This window comes from Ureibacillus sinduriensis BLB-1 = JCM 15800, from assembly GCF_000772955.1.
GTDB classification, from domain to species: domain Bacteria; phylum Bacillota; class Bacilli; order Bacillales_A; family Planococcaceae; genus Ureibacillus; species Ureibacillus sinduriensis.
In genome coordinates, this window is the sequence record NZ_JPVO01000055.1 from 213,591 (window position 1) to 235,586 (window position 21,996).

Here is a 21,996-nt window from a genome sequence, read left to right on the forward strand (position 1 = left end):
AAGGAAAGGGGATTGGATATGACAAAAATAGCTTTTATTTTTCCTGGTCAAGGCTCCCAGCAAGTAGGTATGGGACAGGAGTTCACTCAAAATAGCGAAGAAAGTAAGGCCTTCTACGATAAAGCGGATGAAGTTTTACAATTTTCTTTATCAAACCTCATGTTAAATGGTCCGTCGGAGGAATTGACGCTGACTTACAATGCACAGCCTGCATTGTTAACAACAGGGGTCATGATTGCACATAAGTTGATGGAAGCGGGGATCAAACCAGATTATACAGCGGGGCACTCACTGGGTGAGTATAGCGCGTTTGTCACTTCAGGTGCGCTTTCTTTTGAGGATGCAGTTCTGACTGTTCATAAACGTGGGCTATTCATGAATGAAGCTGTTCCTGCAGGTGAAGGGGCAATGGCTGCAATCTTGGGACTGGATGCAGCAAGCCTTAAAGCGGTTTGCGATCAAGTCACTTCTGAAGGGAATATAGTCCAGTTGGCGAATTTAAACTGCCCTGGCCAGATTGTCATCTCTGGAACAAAAGCGGGCGTGGAAATGGCATCTGCAGCAGCAAAAGAAGCAGGTGCAAAAAGGGCGATTCCTCTAGTCGTAAGCGGGCCTTTCCATTCGGAATTAATGCGCGAGGCTGCAGAAAAGCTGCAGGAAGTAATTGATGGGATTGAAATTAAAACTCCTCATACACCAATTATTAGCAATGTAGGTGCACTCTTATTAGAAGAGCCAAATGCAATACGAACTGAAATGATAGAACAAGTATACAGCCCTGTTTTATGGGAAGATGATGTTCGCAAATTGCTGGAACTGGGTGTGACTACATTCATTGAATGTGGGCCGGGGAAAGTGCTTTCCGGGTTGGTGAAAAAGGTGGATCGTTCCATCAAAACATATTGTGTTTATGATGAGGCATCGTTGCAGGAAGTCATCGAATCGATTGGAGTGAATCAGGTTGGGTAAATTAAACGGGAAAACAGCCGTAGTAACAGGAGCATCTCGTGGAATCGGACGAGCAATCGCGCTGCAGCTTGCTGCTGAGGGTGCCAATGTGGTCGTGAATTTCAGTGGCAGTGAGCAGAAAGCGAGCGAAGTGGTTCAAGAAATACAGAACATCGGATCGCAGGCGATTGCTGTTCAAGCCAACATATCAGATAGCGAATCGGTCCAACAATTAATGAATGCCGCTATTGAACAGTTTGGGGCTATCGATGTCTTAGTTAATAATGCAGGTATTACCCGCGATAATCTTTTAATGCGCATGAAGGAAGATGAATGGGACGAGGTAATCAATACCAACTTAAAAGGTGTATTTTTATGTACGAAAGCAGTCACGCGACAAATGATGAAACAGCGTGCTGGACGTATTATCAACATCTCTTCCATCGTCGGAGTGATGGGCAATGCTGGCCAGGCCAACTATGTCGCAGCTAAAGCCGGTGTTATCGGTTTAACGAAAACAACTGCCCGTGAATTGGCGTCCCGTAATATTTTGGTGAATGCCATCGCTCCAGGCTTCATTTCAACCGAAATGACGGATACGCTGCCGGAAGATGTAAGAAGCTCGATGTTAACTCAAATCCCGTTAGCGAAACTTGGGAATCCCGAAGATGTTGCCAAAGCAGTAGTATTTCTGGCTTCGGATGATGCAAGCTATATGACGGGCCAAACGCTCCATATCGACGGCGGAATGTATATGTAATTTGATTTGCAATGAATCTATCAGTAAACTATATTTGTAATGAGTATTCATTGAATAGTAACTTTAGCTTGCTTTATTTGGGCAAATTTTAGTTTTCTTAAAATGATTTGAGGGGAGGTGAACGATTTGGCTACAGTATTAGAACGTGTTACAAAAGTAGTCGTTGACCGTTTAGGTGTTGACGAAAGCGAAGTGAAAGTAGAAGCTTCATTCCGTGAGGATTTAGGTGCGGACTCATTAGACGTTGTAGAATTAGTAATGGAACTTGAAGATGAGTTTGATATGGAAATTTCAGATGAAGATGCTGAAAAAATCGCAACTGTTGGCGACGCTATCAGTTACATTGAAGGTAAAGTAAGCTAAAATGACTTCGCTTCACAGAAGGAAGTTACCCGTGGTGCATGTCACGGATTTTATAGGAGGCTTATCGAGGCAATCTCGATAAAAATTCCGAGCAAACGCAAAAAAATGCATTTGATATAAAGAGGCACAGTTTTGTCATTTCTACGAAAAGCGAAACTTTGTGCCTCTTTTTATATTAGTTTGGCGTATAATTAAAGAAATGTTGAATTTATCATGCTTAACAAGGTAAACTATACGTTAGAATCTATTAGGAAGGCCGATTGTTCATGACAATTAGAAAAAAAGGTATTAATCAAAAAGTTGGTGTATTGCCTGAAAAAGTAAGACATCAATTTGAATTTTTGCAAGAAGAACTAAATATTTTCTTTAGAAATAAAAGTTTGCTTTACCAAGCTTTTACCCATTCATCTTATGTGAATGAGCATCGTCGAAAATTATTTACCGACAATGAGAGACTAGAGTTTTTGGGAGACGCAGTACTTGAACTTTCCGTATCTAAATACCTTTTTGAAAGATATCCCCATATGAGTGAAGGGGAACTTACAAAACTTCGTGCATCCATTGTCTGTGAGCCATCACTCGTTATATTTGCCAATGAACTTAATTTTGGCAAATATGTCCTTTTAGGAAAAGGTGAGGAGCTTACAGGTGGTCGGGAACGCCCGGCACTTTTAGCGGATGTTTTTGAATCATTCATTGGGGCACTTTATTTAGATCAAGGTTTGGACAGTGTTGTTGAATTTTTGGAACGTATTGTTTTCCCGAAAGTAGAAGTCGGTGCTTTTTCGCATGTGATGGATTTCAAGAGTCAATTGCAAGAAATGGTACAACAATCAAATAATGGAACATTGAATTATGAAATTGTTGATGAAAAAGGACCTGCACATAACCGTACTTTTGTTTCCCGCGTCTTGTTGAATGACAAGGAATTGGGGATCGGTCGAGGGAAATCGAAGAAAGAGGCTGAACAACAAGCTGCGCAAAATGCGATGGTGACATTGAATCAGTCTAGCATTAAGGAGGAATAGTATGTTCCTTAAACGACTTGAAGTAATTGGCTTTAAATCGTTTGCTGATCGTATCGGTATTGATTTCGTTCCTGGTGTAACGGCAGTAGTAGGACCAAATGGCAGTGGCAAGAGTAATGTGACGGATGCGATACGATGGGTATTAGGGGAACAATCTGCAAAATCACTGCGTGGTTCGAAAATGGAAGATGTTATTTTTGCCGGAAGCGACTCAAGAAAACCGCTTAATTTCGCCGAGGTAACACTTGTTCTGGACAATGAAGATGAACAAGTTGCAATGCCTTTTACTGAAATTAGCGTAACAAGACGTGTGTATCGTTCAGGTGATAGCGAATATTTGCTAAATAACCAGCAATGTCGCCTGAAGGATATTACGGACTTGTTCATGGATTCCGGGTTAGGAAAAGAAGCATTCTCTATTATTTCACAAGGGCGCGTCGATGAGATTTTAAATAGCCGACCAGATGACCGAAGAACGATTTTTGAAGAAGCAGCCGGTGTTTTAAAGTATAAAATCCGCAAGAAAAAAGCTGAACATAAATTAGTTGAAACCGATGAAAATCTTCATCGGGTTTTAGACATATTGCATGAATTGGATGGCCGTCTGGAACCTCTGCAAATTCAAGCATCCAGCGCCAAAGATTACGTGCGCATGACAGAGGAATTAAGGGAATCCGACATTGCCCTCACAGTAAACGACTTGCTCGTTCATGCCCTTGATTTACAACAAATTCATGCGGAATATGAGCAATTAAAATCAACTGAACAGAAGCATGCGGCAAAAATTTCAAACGATGAATCACAGCTAGATTCGATTCGTTTGAAACTCAAGGAAATCGATGATGTGCTTGATGTTGCGGGTGAGCAGCTAGTCGAGGCAAGCTCGGAGGTTGAACGATGGGAAGGCCGTAAAGCGCTTCTAAAAGAGAAACGTACGAACGCCCAAAAGCAATTAAATCAATTGCAGCAATCATTGCAGCTGGCAAAAGAAGAAGAGCAAATGCTATCTACGAGCGAGGAAGAGAAAAAATCGCAATTTGCCATCAAACAAAAAGAAGTTCAAAAGCTAAAGGCTGAAATTAAGCAATTAGAATTAACATTAAATTCATCTGCTTCAGAAATTGAAAAAGAAATCGACCATTCAAAAGATCTATATATTGACCTGTTAAATGAAGAAGCGACGATAAAAAATGAGCTCAAGCATATCGAACAGCAACTGACGCAGCAATTAGAGTCGGCAGAGCGCATAAATGACCGCTCAACTGAAATGGCCAAGAAATTGGAAGAAATCACTGAAGTTAAGTCGGAAATCGAATCTGCTCTTGAAATAATCGAATCACAGCTAAAAGATAAGCTGGAACAACATGAGATTGTTCAATTGCAGCTGAATAAATCGGCCACATCGTTTGAAGAAAAACAACAGATGTTATACCAAGCCTATCAGCATCAGCAACAACTAAAAGCCCGCAAAGAAACATTGGCGGAGCTTGAGGCAGACTTTTCAGGTTTCTTCCAAGGTGTAAAAGAAATACTTTTGGCCCGTGAACGTGGAGAGCTTACGGGGATTGAAGGTGCTGTCGCAGAGTTAGTGCAAGTTGAAGGGAAGTATTCCAAAGCGATAGAAACGGCTTTGGGCGCTGCCACACAACATATTGTAACGAATACTGAACAAGACGCCCAAAAAGCGATTGGCTGGCTGAAAGCAAAACGAGCGGGACGAGCTACGTTTTTACCCAAAACAGTGATGAAGTCACGTAAGTTGACATCTTCTCAATTCGCCCCGGCAATCGATCATCCTGCTTTTGTCAGTCTTGCTGTTGATCTAGTCGATTTCCATGAATCCAATCGTACAATTGCAGAAAACTTACTTGGAAATGTACTCGTTGCTCTAAATCTGGAAGGTGCGAGTCAAATTGCAAGAATGTGCGGCTTCAGGTATCGTGTTGTAACAGTCGATGGTGATATCGTCAATGCTGGAGGATCTTTGACAGGCGGTGCATCTAAACAGCAATCTTCACTGTTCTCCCGCAAAGCAGAGCTTGACCAATTATCAAGTAATCTAGAAAAAATGGAACAATCGATAATGCAGGCTGAGAATCTGGTTGCACATGAGAAAAATGAAGTTGCTAATTTGCGTGAAAGACTAGAAGCTTTGAAGATGGAAGGCGAAACCCTTCGTAAGGAAGAGATGTCGCTACAGGCACGGTTGCTTGAAATTGGAATGGAAGAACGAAACTTGACTGCTACGGTAAATGTTGCTTCAAGCGAGCAATCTTCCATGACGACAAAAAAAGCAACGCTGATCGATCAAAAAGAACAGGCGACAAGACGGTTAAAACAATTGGGGCATGAGCTAGATGAAATAAATCAAAAAGTAGCTCATCTCAGCGAATTAAAAACGAAAAGTGAAAGCGAGAAGGATTCTTTAAGGGAGTTATCCGCCCAGAAACGATCTGAGCTTGCGGTAGTTCAAGAGCAGCTGAGTCAACTCCAGATTGCGACAGCCGAGCTTGCTTTGCAACGTTCAAAAGCCGTGCAGCAAGTTGCGTCACTAACACAAGAAATCAAATGGATTCAAGATGAAGGTCAAAATGTCCCATCAGATGGAGATATTGAGAAAACTGTTCAAAATTGGACGTTGAAAAAAGAAACTTTATCTGCAAATATTCAACAAAATCGTAATTTGCGTTTTGAGCATCAACAAACTTTAGCGCAATTGGAAGAACAACTAAAAGAGCTGCAACGAATTCATAAAGGTTTCTTAGAAAGCCTACGGACTGTTGAAGTAAGGGCAAGTCGCATTGAATTTGAGATAAATCGTCTACATACCCTCTTGGAGGAACAGTACGAACTGGATTTCGAAGAGGCGCGTGAGCAAGCCGTTGAAATCGAAGACGTTGACCAATTACGACGTAAAGTGAAGTTGCTCAAACAATCCATCGAAGAACTGGGTCCGGTGAATCTGACGGCAATCGAAGAATATGATCGGGTGTTGGAGCGCCATACTTTCTTAACGGAACAAAGAAATGATTTATTGGAAGCGCAAGAAACCTTGCATGGAGCAATCCGTGAAATGGATGAGGAAATGTCTGTTCGTTTTAGGGAATCCTTCAGCATGATTCAAGCTCAATTCAGGCATGTTTTCCGTGAATTATTTGGTGGTGGACAAGCGGATCTAGTATTGCTCGATCCTAGCAATTTGCTTGATACAGGAATCGAAATAATCGCCCAACCACCTGGCAAAAAACTTCAAAACTTAAGTTTATTATCCGGTGGAGAAAGAGCATTGACAGCCATTGCTTTATTGTTTGCAATCTTAAATACCCGTCCGGTGCCGTTTGTTATTCTGGATGAAGTAGAAGCAGCATTGGATGAAGCAAATGTCCAACGCTATAGCGATTACTTGCAAAAATTAAGCAGCGAAACCCAATTCATTGTGATTACACACCGTAAAGGCACAATGGAGGGAGCAGACGTATTATATGGAATTACGATGCAAGAATCCGGGGTATCGAAACTGGTATCGGTAAAACTTGAGGAAGAAGCAGCGCTTGTCCCATAAAAAAATTTAATAAGTATGATGAAGGCTTATCGCTGCTAAGCAGAGCGATAAGCCCCATTTTCTAATAGCACAAAGGAGCGAAAAATTTATGAGCTTTTTTAAACGACTAAAAGAAAAGTTAATTGGCAGTGCGGAAGAAGAAAAAGTCCAACAAGAACAAGCTGAACATTTAGAGGACGAATCAGAGCAGGACATTAGCGATGAATTAGAGTCTGCAAAAGAAGAACCTGCTGTCATTACAAATGAAGTAATTGAACAAGTAATAGATGAAATTGAAGAAGCGATGGAGGAACCGGTGGAAGAACTGGTGGCCGTGGAAGAAACTTTGCCGGAAGCTACTGAAGAAGTGGAGGAGAAAAAGCCATCTGCATGGTCCATTACCCAAAAGTTCAAAAATGGCTTGGCGAAAACACGTGATTCTTTCACATCTAAAGTAAATGATTTAGTGGCCCGTTATCGAAAAGTGGACGAAGACTTCTTTGAAGAGTTAGAGGAGGTTTTACTTCAGGCGGACGTTGGTTTCGAAACGGTAATGGAGTTAATGGATAAATTACGCTTTGAAGTGCAACGCAAAAACATCAAAGATACAGAAGGAATCCAAGCAATCATTTCCGAAAAGCTTGTGGAAATCTATGAAGCAGGCGAAGAGAATATGACCGAATTAAATTTCCAACCAGATGGCGAGCTGACAGTTATTTTGTTTGTTGGCGTAAATGGCGTCGGGAAAACAACGACAATCGGTAAACTTGCACATCGTTTATCCAAAGAAGGAAAGTCTGTTTTGCTTGCAGCTGGTGATACATTCCGCGCAGGGGCGATAGACCAATTGCAAGTATGGGGAGATCGTGTTGGTTGTGAAGTTGTAAAGCAATCGGAAGGTTCAGATCCAGCAGCAGTGATTTATGATGCAATTGCTGCTGCAAAAAAACGTGGAGCCGATGTATTAATTTGTGATACGGCCGGACGCCTGCAAAATAAGGTCAACTTAATGAAGGAGCTTGAGAAAGTGCACCGCGTCATTTCACGGGAAATACCGAATGCTCCACATGAGGTGCTATTAGCGCTTGATGCAACAACCGGGCAAAATGCTCTCATTCAAGCTCAAACATTTAAAGAAGCTACCAATGTGACGGGTATTGTATTGACGAAACTGGACGGGACGGCCAAAGGTGGTATCGTATTGGCAATTCGCAACAAACTCCATATCCCGGTAAAATTCGTTGGACTTGGTGAGAAGATGGATGATCTTCAACCATTCGACGCAGAACGTTACGTATACGGCCTGTTTGCAGAAGGTCTTGAGAAAGAGTTGCAGAAAGCAGAAGATTAAAAACTGAAAACTATTTCAGTATCCGGATTAAGTTTTTCAACACGGGTGCTGAGGTAGTTTTTTGTTTTCTGGGAGAAATAAATATTATTTTTTAGAGCAAAGCGCTGTTTAAAAATAAATAGGGGTGCAAGATGAAGGCACGATGGAAAGTTCGAGGAGAAGTATGACGGCAAGACGTATGAAGAAATGCCGTTCAAGAAATTCAAGTGAAATGTCCTTTAGAGAAGAAGCACCAAAAGATGGACGTCCATCAAATGGACTTAACTACCTGAGTGTTTAGATGCGCTTTTTTAGAAAGAAGGGATAAAAATGCAACATCCAAAACTTTGGACCAAAGATTTTTTAATGGTATGTGGAATCAATTTTTTCACACACCTTGTGTTTTATAGTTTATTAGCGACAGTTACCCAGTACGTGATGGGGCATTTCGGAAGAAGTCAAAGCGAAGCTGGGTTGGCTGTCGGGATATACGTGATGATGGCCCTTGTGGCACGGCTTTTTGCGGGGAAAATAGTCGATATTGTAGGGCGCAAGAAAATTCTCGTCATATCGGCCGCACTTTTCTTCTTGGCGGTTTTGGCCCACCAGTTGGCTACTACCTTCACTTTATTTTTAATTATCCGAGCGATTCATGGGTTTGCATTTGGATTCCTCACAACTGCTGCCAATGCAATAATGGCGGATGTTGTGCCTGATGAACGTCGGGGGGAAGGCACGGGTTATTATGCCACTTCGATGAACATCGCCATGGCTGCAGGGCCGTTTATAGGACTATTTATGTTGCGTACGGCAACGTTTGAATTGTTTATATGGATTTTGGTTTTCGCAGCGTTTTGCAATTTGCTTGGGCTATTTTTGAAAGCCCCCAATCCACATGGTTTGCAAGCATATGAAACGGGAAAACTTTCCTTTTCATTCAGCGATATGTTTGAAAAAAGGGCATTACCGATTGCAATCTGTATGTTCGTGTTGGCACTTGGATACTCGAGCTTATTATCCTTTTTGGCATCTTTTTCTGAAGAAATCGGCCATGGGGATGCAGCGACATACTTTTTTGTTATATATTCTACCGCTTTAGTAATCACCCGTCCTGTTACAGGGCGGCTATTTGACCGTTTTGGGGAAAATAAACTAATCTATCCAATGCTGGTTTTATTAGTGGTTGGCTACCTTCTATTAAGTCAAGCCGGCAGTGGCTGGATGATCTTAATGGCGGGTGCTCTCATCGGCATCGGATATGGTACAGTGCAATCAAATTACTTAGCTATTGCCATTAAAGAAGCGTTAAAAGATAGGAAAGCTACAGCAACATCCACCTTTTTTATTCTAATGGATTTGGCAATCGGTATTGGACCATATTTGTATGGTGTTCTCTTAGGTTATATGAGCTACCGGGCGATGTATGGATGGACGGTAGTATGGTTTATAGCGGCCATCGGGGTTTACTATTTCTTGCATGGAAAAAAAACAAATCTTAAAGTCGATAACGAGAAAATGGCTAAATTTTAAGTTTCAATATAGAAGCCGGTTAAAGATATATTGGGCAATTTGTGGACAAGGAAATTCCCTTGACACACCATTTGAAAACGTATATGATACAGTAGACAAAATATGATTGGAGAGATATCTTATGCTACTTGAAAAAACAACACGCATGAACTTTCTCTTCGACTTTTATCAAGCATTATTGACTGATAAACAAAGAAGTTATATGGAACTTTATTACTTAGATGATCATTCTCTTGGAGAAATTGCAGAAAGTTATAAAGTTTCACGGCAGGCTGTATATGACAATATACGTCGTACGGAGGCAATGCTTGAAGAATATGAAGATAAATTACGCTTATTTGAAAAATTTGGCGAGCGCCAAGAAGTTATCGAAAAATTAACTGAAGCCATCAAGGATGACACTTCCACAATGGAAGATCGCCTAGCATTAGTTAATCAACTAAAAGAAACGGATTAGGAGGCTAAACATGGCATTTGAAGGGTTAGCAGAACGACTCCAAGGAACAATCCAAAAGATAAAAGGTAAAGGGTTGGTTACCGAACAAGACGTTAAAGCGATGATGCGGGAAGTTCGTCTTGCATTAATCGAAGCTGACGTTAATTTAAAGGTTGTTAAAGAGTTTGTCAAAAAAGTTAGCGAACGAGCTGTCGGCACAGAAGTGATGAAAAGCTTAACTCCTGGTCAACAAGTAATCAAAATCGTTCAAGATGAGTTAACATCACTTATGGGTGGCGAACAAAGCCCCATTAAATTCAATACGAAACCGCCAACTGTCATAATGATGGTCGGATTGCAGGGTGCCGGTAAAACAACAACTACGGGTAAATTGGCGAATGTACTGCGTAAAAAGTATAATCGTAAGCCATTGCTTGTTGCTGCTGATATTTATCGTCCAGCTGCTATTCAGCAGCTTGAAACATTGGGGAAGCAGCTATCGATTCCGGTCTTTTCGATGGGAACGGAAGTATCACCGGTAGAGATTGCCCGCCAAGCCATAGAGCAAGCAAAAGAAGAGCATCATGATGTGGTCATCATTGATACAGCAGGTCGATTGCATATTGATGAAGAATTAATGGATGAGCTTAAAAATATTAAGGCATTAAAGGAACCCGATGAAGTATTTTTGGTAGTGGATGCGATGACGGGTCAAGATGCCGTAAACGTAGCCCAAAGTTTCAACGAAACAATCGGTATTACGGGCGTTGTTTTGACGAAGCTAGACGGGGATACACGTGGTGGAGCTGCATTATCAATCCGCGCTGTGACAGAAAAACCGATTAAATTCGTCGGTATGGGCGAAAAAATGGATGCTCTAGAGACGTTCCACCCAGAACGTATGGCCTCCCGTATTTTAGGTATGGGTGACGTACTATCGTTAATCGAAAAAGCACAAGCAAATGTCGATATGGAGAAAGCGAAAGAACTTGAAGAAAAATTCATGTCCCAAAGCTTTACTCTTGATGATTTTGTGGAACAGCTTCAAGCGGTGAAAAAAATGGGCCCTCTTGAGGATATGCTCAAAATGCTGCCGGGAGCCAATAAAATTAAAGGCCTCGATAATGTGAAGGTGGATGAGAAGCATATGGGTCGAGTGGAAGCAATTATTTATTCCATGACTCCTGCTGAAAAAACACATCCAGAAATCATGAATGGAAGCCGCAAAAAACGTATTGCTAAAGGGTCAGGTACATCGGTACAGGAAGTAAACCGATTGCTTAAGCAATTTGAGGATATGAAAAAAATGATGAAGCAAATGACAGGGATGACGCAAGGAAAAGGTAAGAAAAAAATGAAATTACCTGGCTTGGATTCATTGTTTAAATAAAAAAAGTTTGCTAAAATATTAGGTGTTAAGAAAAAACACTTTACAAACCAAAATAAACTTGATAATATACTATCTTGTGTGAAACTTATTCGGAGGTGCAATAAATAATGGCAGTTAAAATTCGTTTAAAACGTATGGGAGCTAACAAATCTCCTTTCTATCGTATCGTAGTTGCTGATTCTCGTTCTCCACGTGATGGACGTCAAATCGAAACAGTTGGTACTTATAACCCACTAACTTCACCAGCTACAGTGAACATCGATGAAGAGAAAGCTCTTAAATGGTTAGCTGATGGTGCAAAACCATCTGATACTGTACGTAACCTGTTCTCAGAACAAGGTATCATGGAAAAATTCCACAACCAAAAATTCAGTAAATAATTTCTAGAGGTGACACGCGATGCAGAAGCTGATTGAAACAATCGTAAAACCATTGGTCGATTTTCCAGAAGAAGTTCGTGTCGAAACGGACGAGAATTCAAATCGAATTGTTTATAAACTTTTTGTTCATCCAGAAGATCGAGGGAAAGTAATAGGCAAACAAGGTCGTGTTGCAAAGGCAATCCGTACAATTGTTTATTCAGCTGCTGGCAGTCATCACAAGAAAAAGACTTACGTCGACATATTGGACTGAAAAACTTAAGAACGATCGTCCAGCTCTTAAAAGAACTGGAAGAATCGACAAAAGGGCGCTATTGTGCCTGCAGGCGATTCCAGCTGCACGAGGAGCTATCGTTCGAACTTTCATAAAAGGAGGGGGCTTAATTGCTATCCCTTCTTTTTTATTGATTTTTTTAGTATGATAATGTCGATATAAGATATTGTATATAAAACTTAAGGTGGGCTTAAATATGGAATGGTTTAATGTAGGAAGAATTGTTAATACACATGGAATACGTGGAGAGGTACGCGTCCTTTCCTCAACAGATTTTGAAGAGTTGCGATTCGCCGTCGGAAGTAAATTGGCGGTTTTCAAAAAGGATGAGAAGAAACCGATATGGGTAACAGTGGAAAGCATGCGTAGGCATAAGAATTTCATCTTATTAACCTTTGAGGGATACAATAACATCAATTTTGTCGAACCTTTTAAAGAAGGTCTTTTGAAAGTTTCTAAAGATCAACTAGACGAAGACGTATTAGAAGAAAACGAATATTATCACTATGAAATAATTGGTTGTGACGTCTTTTCAGAAGAACGGGAACAAATCGGAACTGTTACCGATATTCTGGAAACAGGTGCGAATGATGTATGGGAAGTCAAAGCGACGAATGGCAAAAAACATTACATCCCTTATATTGAAGATGTGGTAAAAGAGATTGATGTTGATGAAAAGAAAATTATTATACATGTCATGGAAGGGTTATTGTAATGAATATTCATGTACTAAGTTTATTTCCGGATATGTTTACGGGCGTTTTCGGATCCTCTATTTTGAAGAAGGCGCAAGAAAAAGAAGCCGTTTCGATAACAGTTTCTGATATCCGGGACTTCAGCAATAATAAGCATAAACAAGTAGATGATTATCCTTATGGCGGCGGTGCAGGGATGGTTTTAAAGCCGGAGCCGATGTTCCAGGCTGTCGAATCGATTACGGAGGGACGAAATCCTCGGATTATACTTATGTGTCCCCAGGGCGAGCGTTTTACCCAGAAAAAAGCAGAAGAACTAGCAAAGGAAGAGGAGCTTGTCTTCTTATGTGGACATTATGAGGGGTATGACGAACGAATTCGCACAAATCTTGTAACAGATGAGATTTCGATTGGGGACTTTGTTTTGACAGGTGGAGAATTACCTGCCATGACTGTAATTGATTCGATCGTCCGTTTACTTCCAGGTGTGTTGGGGCAAGAAGACTCCCATATTCAAGACTCATTTTCAACAGGACTGTTAGAGCATCCGCATTATACCCGTCCTGCTGATTTTCGAGGGATGAAAGTTCCGGATATATTATTATCCGGGAATCATGCGAACATCGATAAATGGCGTGAACAGGAGTCCCTTAGAAGAACGTATGAACGACGCCCCGATCTTTTGGAACAAATGGAGTTAACCCCGGAACAAAAAACATTTATCGATCGTTTGAAGTCAGAGTAATTTGAAATATTCGGTACATGTGTTATAAATCCATCAATTTATTTGAATGACTATTTAATGCTGAAATAAATTGAACTTGATTCTATATAATACTTGCAAACAATAAAAAGAATATGGTATTATTCAATCTGTGCTTCTATATGAAGTACTGAATTACGGTGTTCCGCTGAGGCCCATATGAGGACTGTAAGAGCATCTGTCCAAGGAGAGAAAACTATGTCAAACATTATTACAGAAATTACTAAAGAACAGCTTCGTTCTGATCTTCCAACTTTCCGTCCAGGTGACACTGTTCGCGTACACGTGAAAGTAGTTGAGGGTACTCGTGAACGTATCCAAGTATTCGAAGGTGTTGTCATTAAACGTCGTGGTGGCGGAATTAGCGAAACTTTCACAGTTCGTAAAATTTCTTACGGTGTTGGTGTTGAACGTACATTCCCTGTACACACTCCAAAAATCGCTAAATTAGAAGTTATCCGTCGTGGTAAAGTACGTCGTGCTAAACTTTACTACCTACGTAACCTACGTGGTAAAGCAGCTCGTATTAAAGAAATCCGATAATAACTTTTTGAGAGGGGGCTTATTGCAAGCTCCCTTTCTTTTTGGTAAAAAGGGATGGGAACATTTACTTTTAATCTATGCCAGAAAGCAAATCGCCAAGTCGAGTCAAAAGATCTTGGGTTCTCAAACTTGTGTACATAAATCATATGCAATAAAATGAAGTTAGATAGGGAGGAATCTTCCGTGGAGAAAACAAGAAAAGAAAAAAATGAACTTTGGGAATGGATAAAAGCGTTGGTTATTGCATTTGTTATTGCAGTACTAATCCGCTATATCCTATTTACACCGATCGTGGTGGATGGCGATTCGATGATGCCAACATTAAAGGATGGCGACCGGATGATAGTTAATAAAATTGGCTACACAATCGGTGAACCTGATCGTTTTGATATCGTAGTTTTCCATGCTCCAGAAGGAAAAGATTACATTAAACGTGTAATAGGCCTTCCAGGGGATACAATTGAATATAAAGACGATCAACTTTATATAAACGGAAAAGCCTATGATGAGCCGTATCTGGATGAGTATAAATCACAATTAACAGAGGGAACACTAACACAAGACTTTACGCTCCAGGAAATCGACCCTACACTCGAAGTGATTCCGGAAGGATATGTTTTTGTGATGGGAGATAATCGACGTTATAGCAAGGATAGCCGTCACATCGGAATCGTTAGCCAGGATGAGTTAATAGGAAATACGAGCATTATCTTCTGGCCAATTGGCGACATAAAAATTGTAAAATAATACTTAAGGAGTGGAGGAGGTTCTTAGTAATCTCCTTTTCTTTTTGGTGGCCGAAAAGGAAATTCCAGCAGCTACATAAAACAATTACAAAGACGGGCATGACTTCCTATTTTGCGGATGTATCAACGTCCACATTAAAGATGCAAATAGATTTCCATATATAGATGAGCACAAGAAGGAGGAAAAACAACATGACAATACAATGGTTTCCAGGACATATGGCAAAGGCGCGAAGAGAAGTACAGGAAAAACTAAAACTAGTCGATATCATATTTGAATTAATCGATGCACGTTTGCCACTCTCTTCCAGAAATCCTATGATTGATCAGGTCATTAATCAAAAGCCGCGTCTATTGATTTTGAATAAAGCTGATATGGCGGATGAAAACGAAACGAGAAAATGGGTACAGTATTTTGCTGACCAAGGTCATACGGCAGTAGCAATCAATTCCTTGGAGGGAAAAGGGCTGCAAAAAGTGACGAAAGCGGCACAAGAAATCTTGGCTGAAAAATGGGAACGTATGAGGGCGAAGGGGATGAAACCACGTGCCATACGTGCCATGATTGTAGGGATTCCCAATGTAGGGAAATCGACGCTTATCAATCGGTTAGCAAAGAAAAATATCGCAAAAACTGGAAATATGCCCGGCGTAACCAAATCACAGCAGTGGATTAAAGTAGGGAAAGAAATAGAGCTTTTGGATACACCAGGGATTTTATGGCCAAAATTCGAAGATCAGGAAGTCGGTCTGAAATTAGCTTTGACGGGTGCCATCAAGGATACGATTATAAATATGGAAGATCTTGCGGTGTACGGACTGCAATTCCTTTCCATCCATTACCCAAACCGAATGGAAGAACGTTACGGATTAACGGCAATCCATGATCAATTAGTTGATACTTTTGACCACATTGGAAAACGAAGAAAAGTATTTGGGCAAGGCGGCGAAATCGACTACGATCAAGTAGCCGAAATCATTGTGCGCGATATCCGGAACCAGCATTTTGGTAAAATTACGTTTGATATCGTCGACGAACAACTGGAAAAAGAGTCTTTAGCTGCCCAAGAATAGGGGATAAAGGCAATAAATATGCCAAAGTAAATCGTGGAATGGGTTGACCCCCTTATCGGGACACAAAAAAGGTGGAGAAAAAACGAGCTGTTTTTTTCTCCGCCTTTTTAATTTACTTAAGCTGGCATGTCTGTTGGAGTAGGTGCTGCATACCCTTCACTGTATTTAAAATCAATGGCTTCTCGAATTTCTTTTAAGGTCTTCCCCTGTTGAGCCATTTGAACCGATTCCACCGCGATTTCCAAGCAAACCAAGCAGCGTGTGCCATGATCGTCCCACAGAATGGAGCCATCCTCCCGAGTTTCTGCAATGAAACAATTTAAATTACTCCGATGTCCTACTGATTCCCCGCACCCACAGTAGCAAGGAATCCACTCGAGTATGTCGGTAGCTTTTCCGGCAACTTGATAAACAAGGCGAATATCCTCATTCTGACTGTCCAAAAAACTAGGAAGTTGTTCTGCAGAATCAGTTAATTCCTGAATATCACCAGAACTATGATTATGTTCAGCGTGATCATTCCCTGTCACGCTTTCTGAATCCTCAGTATCCGCATCGTTAGAATGTTCTTCCTCTGTATGTTTATCTTTTGCGTTATTCCCGCAAGCAGACAATATTAGGATGATGCTCGCAAAAAGAGGGAAAAGTTTTTTCATATCGTCTCCTCCATTCAATTCACTCCCATTATAGACTGAAGTTTACCTAATGAACAAGGAACTGTGTTAACTTGTTAGTAGAGAAAAACCATGGTGCGAATATTTTATTTAGATATCATGACAAATTGACGATATAAAAAGAGAGAGAATATAGGGAAGTGTCATATAGATGGTAAAAACAATCAAAGAAATAACAATAGCCTTAAAGGAAGCACAACAGTATGAAGAATGGATGGAAGAAATCCAGATGGATGAACGTGCAGGTGTTCAAAAGGTATGGAAACAATGGACCAATCGATTGGAAAAAGAAAAGAATAAACGACTAGAGCATGAGAGCAAAGTGCAATTTGATGCAAGCTTCTTATCCTCTGCCGAAGAATTGCTGGCAGGAATCGATGAAGCAGGAAGAGGTCCGCTAGCAGGTCCTGTCGTCACAGCGGCGGTCATATTACCACGGAATTGTGAAAAATTCATAGGCATTAACGATTCAAAACAGCTGTCGAAAAAGGCTAGGGAGGAATTTGCAAGCATTATCAAAGAACATGCATTAGCTTATTCCATTCATTTTCAAAGTGCAGAGTCGATTGATGCACTCAACATTTACGAAGCAACTAGGCAGTCCATGAAAAAAAGTGTTGAAAGCTTAAAGATCACTCCCGACTTTTGTATTGTCGATGCGATGAAATTACCGATTGATATACCGCAAAGTTCCATTATAAAGGGAGATGCGAAAAGTTTAAGCATAGCAGCAGCATCCATTTTGGCGAAACATGCCAGGGATGAGTATATGGAACAACTACATGTCAAATTTCCTGTATACGGATTTGACCAAAATGCCGGTTATGGGACAAAACAGCATTTAACGGCACTCGAAGAATTTGGTTATATTGAAGAACACCGAAAAAGTTTTGAACCGATTAAATCAATGGTTGAAGCAAAGGGGCGGGCATTAGTATGACATCCACATCTTTTAATCCGATACAATTACAACAATCAACAATTGAACAAAGTCAACCTTTAGCATTAAAGCAAGGTCAAGTATTTCATGGGACAATCAAAAAACTCTATCCTGATCAGATGGCAGAAATACAAGTCGGACAGAACAAACTATTCGCCAAGCTGGAAACCCCATTAAAAGCCGGAGATTCGCATTTTTTTCAAGTAACGAACATGAACCCTCAAGCGGAGCTGAAAGTTGTCACAGGGCCAATGCAAAACTCTCAAACGACGGTTGTGCAGCTTAATCAGTTATTGGAAACAATGAATCTGCCGAAAACTGTGGAGATGCAGCAATTGATTGGTCACTTTGTGAAAAATCAAATCCCTCTATCAAAAGAAACCTTATTACAAGCTGAAAACTGGCTTAAAAGTTTACCGGATTCCATTACGAAGCAAGAAGCATTACAGGTGATACAAAAAATGGCGGAGTTGAAACTGCCCTTTACAAACGAAGTGTTCAAGGGCTTAATATTTGGCGGTAAACATAGCGGAATGTCGACATCAATTTCCCATTTAATGACGTTATTAACGAACGATACAAGCATTGACTCCCAAACAAGATCAACTATTTTACATCAATTGCAGATGATCTCAAAACCGTTCGGTCAAGAAATAGCCGGTACAATGCTGTCAAAGGCAGTCCATAGCCTGCTTGGTAATAGTGAAACAGCTGTTAGTAAATCGGAAATACTCAATCTATTAAAAAGTGCGGATATAGTACCAAAAAATGCTACAGCCGAAAATTGGCTATCCCAGAGTTTCAAGCAGCATCAAAATCTATCGAATGCGGCAACAACACAACCTGCTCGCCAGCATCTGCAAACTGCAATGCCTTCAAAACCATCTGATTCACCACAAGTTGGCCAGCTTTTGCAGGCTGTACTAGCCTCAAGATTTTCCAATCCACAACCGGTTATCCAGCAGGTACAAACTTGGATTGGTGAACAACCAAATTTAACGCAGGAGCAAAAAGCACAGCTGCTGCAGCTCGTTAGTCGTTTTGATGGATTACCTAAAAATCCTGCGACAATCGAAATGTTTGCAAAACAGATGCATGAGCAACTAGTAAAGGCTTTTTCAACACAAACCCATCAGCAGCAATCTTCTACTGGTCAAGTAAATACCTCCCAGAATGAACATTTACTTTCATTGCTAAAGCCTGAAGCTGCTAATTCTCAGGCTGCTCAGTCGACTCTTCTGAATTTAGTAAGAGCAGCTGGGGAGTCAAGCGCATCAACCGTGCAGACATTACTGCAGCAAGCGGATGCGGAGGTTTTATCGGCCCTCGATGGGAAAATGATGAAGCAGGCAATCACAACTGTTCTGAAGGGGTTAGGGATGAGCTATGAAGCGGCATTGAATAGTAGAATGTCGGATATACAGGAATTAGCCCAATCTTTAAAACCGCAGTTATTAACGCTTATTCAAGATTCCCAAATTCCGTCTACCGTTAGAGAGGCTGCCGACAATATTCTTGGAAGACTAAATGGGATGCAGTTAACTTCGGGAGAAAATGGACATCAACATCAATTGATCATGCAAATTCCATTGCAGTTTTTAGGCAAGAAGACCGAAGCCACACTTCAATGGAATGGCCGCATGAAGGAAAATGGCAAAATCGATGCAAATTATGCCCGAGTTTTATTTTATTTGGATATGGAGGCATTGGAAGAAACGATGGTGGATATGCAGGTGCAAAACCGTATTATCACGATTCATTTGTATAATAATCAACCACATCTTGAAGTATTGGCCGAACCCCTGAAAGCAACCTTGAAAAAAGGACTATCAGAAAAAAATTACCAACTATCTGGTTTATTTGTGAAACCGTTTGAGGAAAATGGAGCTCCACATAATGCCGCAAAGTTAAAATCCGATGAATACAAGCTTAAGAGTGGGGTAGATATTCGAATATGAACGGTAAAAAATATGTCCGAAAAGAAGCAATTGCATTAAATTACAATCCAGAAAATAATAGCAGCCCGAAAGTTATCGCCAAAGGAAAAGGAAAAATTGCCGACAATATCATAGAAAAAGCAGCTCAAAGTGATATACCTGTTTATGAAGATAAAAACCTTGTGGAACTATTGGGGAAACTGGATTTGAATGAAGCGATTCCAGAAGAATTATATGAAGTTGTCGCTGAAGTTTTTGCATTTATCTACCGACTTGATCGAAATTATGACACCAGTACAAAATAAATCTAAGAGAAAACTATAGACGTGAATGCATAAAATAGATAATATTGTAATAAAATAATCTATTTTTATACATGTAGTACAACGATAGACTTTGTCAGAAAATTTGTATAGAATGGGTTATGTCAAGAAAATAAGTTCTTAAAGGTTGGATTGGAGGATGTATCATGAATATCCATGAGTATCAAGGGAAAGAAATCCTAAGAAAGTATGGCGTAACTGTTCCAAATGGAAAAGTTGCATTTTCACCAGAAGAAGCAGTAAAGGTGGCAAAAGAGCTGGGTTCAAATGTAATTGTTGTTAAGGCTCAAATTCACGCTGGTGGACGTGGTAAAGCTGGGGGTGTAAAAATCGCGAAAAATTTGGAGGAAGTCCGAACTTACGCGAAAGAGTTGCTAGGGAAAATCCTGGTAACTCACCAAACCGGTCCCGAAGGTAAGGAAGTCAAGCGTCTTTACATCGAAGAGGGCTCGGATATTAGTAAAGAATATTATTTGAGCTTTGTTTTGGATAGAGCAACATCCCGTGTTACTCTAATGGGTTCGGAAGAAGGCGGAATGGACATTGAGGAAGTAGCAGAACATTCTCCGGAAAAGATCTTCAAAGAAGTGATTGATCCGGTAACGGGGCTACTGCCATTCCAAGCACGCCGGATGGCATTTAACATGAATATCCCAGCGAAGCTTGTAAATAAAGCGGCAAAATTAATGTTAGGATTATATGAAGCGTTTGTTGATAAAGATGCATCGATTCTGGAAATCAACCCGCTTGTTGTAACAGGAAGTGAAGAGGTTGTAGCTCTTGATGCGAAATTTAACTTTGATGCAAACGGATTATATCGTCATAAAGATATTGTTGAACTGAGAGATTATGACGAAGAGGATCCAAAAGAAATCGAAGCTTCCAAATACGACCTCAGTTATATCTCATTAGATGGCAACATCGGCTGCATGGTAAATGGGGCGGGTCTTGCTATGGCCACAATGGATACGATTAGTTACTACGGCGGTAAACCCGCAAACTTCCTTGACGTAGGGGGCGGTGCCACTGCAGAGAAAGTAACAGAAGCATTTAAAATTATTTTATCAGATCCAAATGTGAAAGGGATCTTCGTCAATATTTTCGGAGGCATTATGAAATGTGATGTCATCGCACAAGGGGTAATTACTGCTGCGAAGGAAGTAGGATTGGAAGTTCCTTTAGTTGTTCGCCTAGAGGGGACAAACGTAGGACTGGGCAAGGAATTACTAAATGCGTCTGGTTTAAATATTGTAGCGGCCGACTCAATGGCAGATGGCGCTGAAAAAATTGTGGAGCTCGTAGGTTAAGGAGGCTAATGACGATTCATGAGTGTTTATATTAATGAGGATACAAAGGTTATTGTACAAGGTATTACAGGGGAAACAGCATTATTCCATACAAAGCAGATGCTGGAATACGGCACGAAAATTGTAGCGGGTGTTACACCCGGAAAAGGTGGCCAAGTAATTGAAGGCGTTCCGGTATTCAATACTGTTGAGGATGCGGTGAAGGTAACAGGTGCAAATGTTTCGGTAATTTATGTTCCTGCTCCATTTGCAGCGGACGCGATTATGGAAGCGGTGGACGCTGAATTAGATCTGACAATTTGTATTACGGAACATATTCCGGTGTTGGACATGGTTAAAGTGAAACGTTATATGGAAGGCAAGAAAACACGTTTGGTTGGTCCAAACTGTCCAGGTGTGATTAGTGCGGACGAATGTAAAATTGGAATTATGCCTGGATATATCCACACGAAAGGTCATGTAGGTGTAGTATCCCGTTCAGGTACTTTAACTTATGAAGCGGTACACCAGTTAACGCAAGCGGGGATCGGTCAATCGACAGCTGTCGGTATTGGTGGGGATCCAGTAAACGGTACTAATTTTATCGATGTCCTTAGTGAATTCAACAATGATCCAGAGACATATGCCGTTGTCATGATTGGTGAAATTGGCGGTACAGCAGAAGAAGAAGCGGCTGAATGGATTAAAGCGAATATGACGAAGCCTGTCGTTGGGTTTATCGGAGGCCAAACTGCACCTCCAGGCAAACGTATGGGCCATGCCGGAGCAATCATTTCCGGCGGTAAAGGAACAGCGAAGGATAAAATTAAAGCGATGAATGAAGCGGGTATCGAAGTAGCACCAACGCCTTCTGTCATTGGAGAAACTTTAATTAAAGTCATTAAAGAAAAAGGTCTATACGAACAGTGTAAAACTCATTAAAATATAGGGTGTAGCAAAGTTATTGCTGCATCCTTCCTTTTTTTGCGGTCACTTTTTATACCAAGGCCTGTGCTTTGGGTGATGAAGAAAATT

23 protein-coding genes are annotated in these 21,996 nt (G+C 40.8%); 22 read left to right on the forward strand and 1 reads right to left on the reverse strand.

Annotated elements, in window-relative coordinates; genetic code table 11:
• Window positions 1-18 precede the first annotated feature (18 nt).
• The 17 genes from fabD (at window position 19) to ylqF (ending at window position 15,801) form a co-directional block, all read left to right on the forward strand.
• On the forward strand, window positions 19-969 hold the full coding sequence (gene fabD / locus CD33_RS16970) for an ACP S-malonyltransferase (RefSeq protein WP_036202889.1): 951 nt from the start codon (window positions 19-21) through the stop codon (window positions 967-969).
• Window positions 962-1,708 (forward strand): 3-oxoacyl-[acyl-carrier-protein] reductase, encoded by a 747-nt coding sequence (fabG, locus tag CD33_RS16975; RefSeq protein ID WP_036202891.1) that lies wholly within the window; start codon window positions 962-964, stop codon window positions 1,706-1,708. The genes fabD and fabG overlap by 8 nt, the downstream gene beginning before the upstream one ends.
• A 126-nt stretch (window positions 1,709-1,834) precedes the next feature.
• Window positions 1,835-2,071, forward strand: a complete 237-nt coding sequence (acpP, locus tag CD33_RS16980; protein ID WP_036202894.1) for an acyl carrier protein — start codon at window positions 1,835-1,837, stop codon at window positions 2,069-2,071.
• Between the two features lie 266 nt (window positions 2,072-2,337).
• Entirely contained in the window at window positions 2,338-3,099 is a 762-nt protein-coding gene (gene rnc / locus CD33_RS16985) for a ribonuclease III (RefSeq protein ID WP_036202897.1), read from the forward strand.
• Window position 3,100: 1 nt separating this feature from the next.
• Entirely contained in the window at window positions 3,101-6,661 is a 3,561-nt protein-coding gene (gene smc / locus CD33_RS16990; RefSeq protein WP_036202901.1) for a chromosome segregation protein SMC, read from the forward strand.
• Between the two features lie 88 nt (window positions 6,662-6,749).
• On the forward strand, window positions 6,750-7,991 hold the full coding sequence (gene ftsY / locus CD33_RS16995; RefSeq protein WP_036202904.1) for a signal recognition particle-docking protein FtsY: 1,242 nt from the start codon (window positions 6,750-6,752) through the stop codon (window positions 7,989-7,991).
• A 142-nt stretch (window positions 7,992-8,133) separates the two neighbouring features.
• The gene (locus tag CD33_RS20605) at window positions 8,134-8,271 is read left to right on the forward strand and encodes a hypothetical protein (protein WP_156967326.1); all 138 of its coding nucleotides are present in this window, start codon (window positions 8,134-8,136) and stop codon (window positions 8,269-8,271) included.
• 29 nt (window positions 8,272-8,300) lie between these two features.
• Window positions 8,301-9,500: an MFS transporter gene (locus CD33_RS17000; RefSeq protein WP_036202907.1), complete on the forward strand. Its 1,200-nt coding sequence runs from the start codon at window positions 8,301-8,303 to the stop codon at window positions 9,498-9,500.
• A gap of 121 nt (window positions 9,501-9,621) precedes the next feature.
• Window positions 9,622-9,957, forward strand: coding sequence for a putative DNA-binding protein (locus CD33_RS17005; RefSeq protein ID WP_036202910.1), 336 nt, complete (start codon window positions 9,622-9,624; stop codon window positions 9,955-9,957).
• A 10-nt stretch (window positions 9,958-9,967) separates the two neighbouring features.
• Entirely contained in the window at window positions 9,968-11,326 is a 1,359-nt protein-coding gene (ffh, locus tag CD33_RS17010) for a signal recognition particle protein (RefSeq protein WP_036202913.1), read from the forward strand.
• 107 nt (window positions 11,327-11,433) lie between these two features.
• Window positions 11,434-11,706: a 30S ribosomal protein S16 gene (gene rpsP / locus CD33_RS17015; protein WP_036202915.1), complete on the forward strand. Its 273-nt coding sequence runs from the start codon at window positions 11,434-11,436 to the stop codon at window positions 11,704-11,706.
• Window positions 11,707-11,725: 19 nt separating this feature from the next.
• Window positions 11,726-11,959 (forward strand): KH domain-containing protein, encoded by a 234-nt coding sequence (locus tag CD33_RS17020; protein ID WP_036202918.1) that lies wholly within the window; start codon window positions 11,726-11,728, stop codon window positions 11,957-11,959.
• A 217-nt stretch (window positions 11,960-12,176) separates the two neighbouring features.
• A complete protein-coding gene (gene rimM, locus CD33_RS17025; RefSeq protein WP_036202921.1) occupies window positions 12,177-12,695 on the forward strand; it encodes a ribosome maturation factor RimM in 519 nt (172 codons plus the stop codon).
• Window positions 12,695-13,420, forward strand: coding sequence for a tRNA (guanosine(37)-N1)-methyltransferase TrmD (gene trmD / locus CD33_RS17030; RefSeq protein ID WP_036202924.1), 726 nt, complete (start codon window positions 12,695-12,697; stop codon window positions 13,418-13,420). Before rimM ends, trmD begins: the two co-directional genes overlap by 1 nt.
• 216 nt (window positions 13,421-13,636) lie before the next feature.
• Window positions 13,637-13,981 carry a 50S ribosomal protein L19 gene (gene rplS, locus CD33_RS17035; protein ID WP_036202927.1) on the forward strand — a complete coding sequence of 115 codons (345 nt, stop codon included), beginning with the start codon at window positions 13,637-13,639 and terminating at the stop codon, window positions 13,979-13,981.
• A 183-nt stretch (window positions 13,982-14,164) separates the two neighbouring features.
• Complete coding sequence (gene lepB, locus CD33_RS17040; protein ID WP_036202930.1) at window positions 14,165-14,728, forward strand: signal peptidase I; 564 nt, start codon at window positions 14,165-14,167, stop codon at window positions 14,726-14,728.
• A 191-nt stretch (window positions 14,729-14,919) separates the two neighbouring features.
• Window positions 14,920-15,801 carry a ribosome biogenesis GTPase YlqF gene (gene ylqF, locus CD33_RS17045; RefSeq protein WP_036202931.1) on the forward strand — a complete coding sequence of 294 codons (882 nt, stop codon included), beginning with the start codon at window positions 14,920-14,922 and terminating at the stop codon, window positions 15,799-15,801.
• A gap of 116 nt (window positions 15,802-15,917) precedes the next feature.
• Here ylqF and CD33_RS17050 read toward each other — a convergent pair whose 3' ends face one another.
• Window positions 15,918-16,457 carry a PCYCGC motif-containing (lipo)protein gene (locus CD33_RS17050; RefSeq protein ID WP_036202933.1) on the reverse strand — a complete coding sequence of 180 codons (540 nt, stop codon included), beginning with the start codon at window positions 16,455-16,457 and terminating at the stop codon, window positions 15,918-15,920.
• A 169-nt stretch (window positions 16,458-16,626) separates the two neighbouring features.
• Here CD33_RS17050 and rnhB point away from each other — a divergent pair, with 169 nt between their 5' ends.
• From rnhB to sucD, 5 genes are all read left to right on the forward strand, one after another.
• Window positions 16,627-17,415 (forward strand): ribonuclease HII, encoded by a 789-nt coding sequence (gene rnhB, locus CD33_RS17055; protein WP_036202935.1) that lies wholly within the window; start codon window positions 16,627-16,629, stop codon window positions 17,413-17,415.
• Window positions 17,412-19,373 (forward strand): TP0910 N-terminal domain-containing protein, encoded by a 1,962-nt coding sequence (locus tag CD33_RS17060; RefSeq protein WP_036202937.1) that lies wholly within the window; start codon window positions 17,412-17,414, stop codon window positions 19,371-19,373. Before rnhB ends, CD33_RS17060 begins: the two co-directional genes overlap by 4 nt.
• Window positions 19,370-19,657, forward strand: coding sequence for an EscU/YscU/HrcU family type III secretion system export apparatus switch protein (locus CD33_RS17065; protein ID WP_036202939.1), 288 nt, complete (start codon window positions 19,370-19,372; stop codon window positions 19,655-19,657). The genes CD33_RS17060 and CD33_RS17065 overlap by 4 nt, the downstream gene beginning before the upstream one ends.
• A gap of 164 nt (window positions 19,658-19,821) precedes the next feature.
• The gene (sucC, locus tag CD33_RS17070) at window positions 19,822-20,982 is read left to right on the forward strand and encodes an ADP-forming succinate--CoA ligase subunit beta (RefSeq protein ID WP_036202940.1); all 1,161 of its coding nucleotides are present in this window, start codon (window positions 19,822-19,824) and stop codon (window positions 20,980-20,982) included.
• Window positions 20,983-21,000: 18 nt separating this feature from the next.
• Window positions 21,001-21,903 carry a succinate--CoA ligase subunit alpha gene (gene sucD / locus CD33_RS17075; RefSeq protein ID WP_036202943.1) on the forward strand — a complete coding sequence of 301 codons (903 nt, stop codon included), beginning with the start codon at window positions 21,001-21,003 and terminating at the stop codon, window positions 21,901-21,903.
• Window positions 21,904-21,996 lie beyond the last annotated feature (93 nt).

What these genes read in the sequence shown, in the direction of transcription:
- fabD (WP_036202889.1), top strand. Translation starts at nt 19, where the DNA reads ATGACAAAAATAGCTTTTATTTTTCCTGGTCAAGGCTCCCAGCAAGTA.
- rnc (WP_036202897.1), top strand. Translation starts at nt 2,338, where the DNA reads ATGACAATTAGAAAAAAAGGTATTAATCAAAAAGTTGGTGTATTGCCT.
- smc (WP_036202901.1), top strand. Translation starts at nt 3,101, where the DNA reads ATGTTCCTTAAACGACTTGAAGTAATTGGCTTTAAATCGTTTGCTGAT.
- ftsY (WP_036202904.1), top strand. Translation starts at nt 6,750, where the DNA reads ATGAGCTTTTTTAAACGACTAAAAGAAAAGTTAATTGGCAGTGCGGAA.
- CD33_RS20605 (WP_156967326.1), top strand. Translation starts at nt 8,134, where the DNA reads ATGGAAAGTTCGAGGAGAAGTATGACGGCAAGACGTATGAAGAAATGC.
- CD33_RS17000 (WP_036202907.1), top strand. Translation starts at nt 8,301, where the DNA reads ATGCAACATCCAAAACTTTGGACCAAAGATTTTTTAATGGTATGTGGA.
- CD33_RS17005 (WP_036202910.1), top strand. Translation starts at nt 9,622, where the DNA reads ATGCTACTTGAAAAAACAACACGCATGAACTTTCTCTTCGACTTTTAT.
- ffh (WP_036202913.1), top strand. Translation starts at nt 9,968, where the DNA reads ATGGCATTTGAAGGGTTAGCAGAACGACTCCAAGGAACAATCCAAAAG.
- rpsP (WP_036202915.1), top strand. Translation starts at nt 11,434, where the DNA reads ATGGCAGTTAAAATTCGTTTAAAACGTATGGGAGCTAACAAATCTCCT.
- CD33_RS17020 (WP_036202918.1), top strand. Translation starts at nt 11,726, where the DNA reads ATGCAGAAGCTGATTGAAACAATCGTAAAACCATTGGTCGATTTTCCA.
- rimM (WP_036202921.1), top strand. Translation starts at nt 12,177, where the DNA reads ATGGAATGGTTTAATGTAGGAAGAATTGTTAATACACATGGAATACGT.
- trmD (WP_036202924.1), top strand. Translation starts at nt 12,695, where the DNA reads ATGAATATTCATGTACTAAGTTTATTTCCGGATATGTTTACGGGCGTT.
- rplS (WP_036202927.1), top strand. Translation starts at nt 13,637, where the DNA reads ATGTCAAACATTATTACAGAAATTACTAAAGAACAGCTTCGTTCTGAT.
- ylqF (WP_036202931.1), top strand. Translation starts at nt 14,920, where the DNA reads ATGACAATACAATGGTTTCCAGGACATATGGCAAAGGCGCGAAGAGAA.
- CD33_RS17050 (WP_036202933.1), bottom strand. Translation starts at nt 16,457, where the DNA reads ATGAAAAAACTTTTCCCTCTTTTTGCGAGCATCATCCTAATATTGTCT.
- rnhB (WP_036202935.1), top strand. Translation starts at nt 16,627, where the DNA reads ATGGTAAAAACAATCAAAGAAATAACAATAGCCTTAAAGGAAGCACAA.
- CD33_RS17060 (WP_036202937.1), top strand. Translation starts at nt 17,412, where the DNA reads ATGACATCCACATCTTTTAATCCGATACAATTACAACAATCAACAATT.
- CD33_RS17065 (WP_036202939.1), top strand. Translation starts at nt 19,370, where the DNA reads ATGAACGGTAAAAAATATGTCCGAAAAGAAGCAATTGCATTAAATTAC.
- sucC (WP_036202940.1), top strand. Translation starts at nt 19,822, where the DNA reads ATGAATATCCATGAGTATCAAGGGAAAGAAATCCTAAGAAAGTATGGC.
- sucD (WP_036202943.1), top strand. Translation starts at nt 21,001, where the DNA reads ATGAGTGTTTATATTAATGAGGATACAAAGGTTATTGTACAAGGTATT.